Annotated in this window: 1 protein-coding gene and 1 rRNA gene; one reads left to right on the top strand and one right to left on the bottom strand. The window is 65.6% G+C overall.

Annotated elements, in window-relative coordinates:
• Positions 1-347: 347 nt before the first annotated feature.
• Positions 348-2,768, top strand: coding sequence for an HAD-IC family P-type ATPase (locus tag ACZY0Y_RS19755; protein WP_463959922.1), 2,421 nt, complete (start codon positions 348-350; stop codon positions 2,766-2,768).
• Positions 2,769-2,865: 97 nt separating this feature from the next.
• On the opposite strand, the gene rrf is transcribed toward ACZY0Y_RS19755, so the two are convergent.
• Positions 2,866-2,947, bottom strand: a 5S ribosomal RNA gene (rrf, locus tag ACZY0Y_RS19750); the annotation flags it as partial.

The following is a 2,947-nucleotide window of genomic DNA, read 5'->3' as shown; positions in this document are numbered from 1 at the left end:
ATTCCTGCGATCCACAAACTCTCCGGAAGGTCCCCACCCGCAACACGCACACTCAAAAGTGCGCCAAATTCTCAGGCTGTTCATCAGGGGGTCGGTCGCAAACTCTCCGCAACAGCGGCGGCGACTCGAATTACTTTACACGCCACCAGACCCCCACACAAATCCACCCCACCACCACCCCCACACCCCCAAAAACCCCGCCACCACACGGAAAAAACACACCCCACACGGCCCCCACACCCCAACACACCAAAATCGGGTTCCTGTGTGCTCCGTCACCTGCAATCCGGCGCACCTCCCGTTACGATCAGGAGGTGATGGCAGAACACCGGCGCCAAGGACCAGGCATGCTCCACCGGCGTGTGTCCGGACCGGCGGCCAACGGCCTCTCCCGCGGCGACGTTGCCTCCCGGAAGAACAGCGGCCTCGACAACCGCGTACCGGATGTAACCAGCCGCAGCCTTTGGGAAATCGTCCGGGCCAATGTGCTGACTCTTTTCAACGCAATCGTGGGCACCAGTTTTATCCTCCTGCTCCTGCTGGGCAGCTGGCAGGATGCACTCTTTGGGCTGGCTGCTGCCGGCAACGCCGTCATCGGTGTTGTGCAGGAGTATCGCGCCAAGCGGTCCCTGGACCGCCTTGCCGTCCTCGAGGCCCCGCTGGCCCGCGTACTGCGCGACGGGACGGTGCAGGAAATCCCGACCGCCGACGTCGTACTTGACGATGTCCTGGTCCTGCGGGCCGGCGACCAGGTCACGGCCGATGCCTCCGTCCTCGAGAGCGGGGGGCTGGAGTCCGATGAATCCCTCCTCACCGGGGAGTCAGATCCTGTGGACAAGGATGCCGGCACTGAAGTGCTCTCCGGCTCGATCATTGTCGCCGGCCGGGGCACGGCGCGAGTGGTCCGGGTGGGCGCCGAATCGTTTTCCAGCAGGCTCGCCGCCGACGCGAAACGGTTCTCCTTGGTCAACTCTGAGATCCGTAACAGCCTCAACCGGATTCTGGGCTGGCTGACCTGGGCACTGCTGCCGGTCGCCCTCATCGTTGCCAACGGTGAAATGCAGTCCAGGGGCGGCTGGGAGGCCGCCATAGCCAGTGGGGCCTGGACATCCGCCCTGGTGGGGGTGATTGCGAGCGTCATCGCCATGGTTCCGCTGGGGCTGGTCCTGCTCTCGAGCGTTGCTTTCGCTGTCGGCGGCGTCCGGATGGCGGCCAACAAGGTTCTTATCCAGGAACTCGCTGCGGTCGAGGGCCTGGCCCGCGTCGATGTCCTCTGCCTGGACAAGACCGGAACGCTCACCGAAGGCAGCATCATCTTCGACGGCGTACACGAGCTGGCCGGCCCTGCGGAACCCGGGTGGGAGCACGCCCTGGGCTGGTTCGCTGCGGATCCGGAGGCAAACGCGACGTCGCGCTGCCTCGAGACAGATTTCGAGCACGACGGCGGCACGCCGGCGGTCTCCTCGGTTCCGTTCTCTTCCGCACGGAAGTGGAGTTCCGTGACGTTCGACGGCGGAGGGACTCGCCCCGGCTCATGGGTCCTGGGCGCCCCGGAAATCGTGCTGGCGGACAGGTCCGGCGGCAGCGCGGGGCCAGCGACCGGCGACGCCCTGGGCAAGGCCGGACGGCTCGCCGCTTCCGGGCTGCGGACCGTGGTGCTGGCCTACGCCGACGGCACCACCATCACTGCCGAAGACGCCACACTGCCGGTTCGGGTGAAACCCGTCGTTGTGCTCACATTTCGGGAACAGATCCGCGCCGATGCCCGACAGACGCTGGACTACTTCCGCAACGAGGGTGTTGAGCTGAAGATCATCTCGGGGGACGACCCCCGCACGGTCGCGGCGATTGCACGCTCGGTGGGCCTGGATGTCGGGGAGGGCTACGATGCCCGGCAACTCCCGGCCAACCCCGTGCTGCTTGAGGAGGTGATGGATACCAACACCGTCTTCGGCCGGGTCAGTCCGGAGCAGAAGAAGGACATGGTGGCAGCACTTCAGCGCCGCGGGCATACGGTCGCGATGACAGGCGACGGCGTCAATGATGTGCTGGCGTTGAAAGAGGCAGACCTTGGGATAGCGATGAACTCCGCCGCACCCGCCACGAAGGCCGTGGCCCGGCTGGTGCTGCTGGACGGCCGCTTCAACCGGCTGCCCGGCGTAGTGGCCGAGGGCCGCCGGGTGATCGCCAACATTGAGCGCGTGTCCAAGCTGTTCCTCAGCAAGACGGCCTACTCAATCGCGATCGCAGTCAGCTTCGGTCTCCTCAACCTGCAGTTTCCTTTCCTGCCGCGCCAACTGTCTTTCACCGACGGCCTCACGATTGGGATCCCCTCCTTCTTCCTGGCGCTGATGGCCAATGGCCGCCGCTACCGGCCGGGGTTCCTTCGCAGGTCTTTGTCATTCTCCATCCCCGCCGGGCTCATCGTCGCCGCCTCGATGCTGGGTTTGAACCTGTACGCGGGTTCCCGCAGCGCTGCCGGGGCGGCGCCGGAGTCCCTGCAGTCCGCGTCGGTCCTTACCCTGTCCGTGATCGGGTTGTGGATTCTCGCGGTGGTCTCCCGCCCGCTCGATGCCAAGAAGCTGGCAGTGCTGCTGGCAGTGTGTACCAGCCTTGTGATCCTGCTCAACCTGCCGCTGGCCCAGGACTTCTTCCACTTGGCCTTGCCGCCGGCGGACATGTTGTGGGCAGCCGGCATCGCCGCGGTTGGCGGAGGGCTCGCCATCGAGCTCCTGGCCCTGCTCCACGGCCGGCGGTTCCCCCGCTGAGCTGGCCCCGGGGTTTTGGTGGTTCCGTGTTGTGGTTTGGGGGTTAAATGCGGGAGGACCCCCAACTATGTTGGGGGTCCTCGACCGTTTAATGATGTTCCGGCGGTGACCTACTCTCCCACACCCTCCCGGGTGCAGTACCATCGGCGCTGTGGGTCTTAGCTTCCGGGTTCGGAATG

Source organism: Pseudarthrobacter kochi (genome assembly GCF_055412805.1).
The sequence above is the reverse complement of the archived record's forward strand: the minus strand, read 5'-3'. Positions and strand labels throughout refer to the sequence as shown.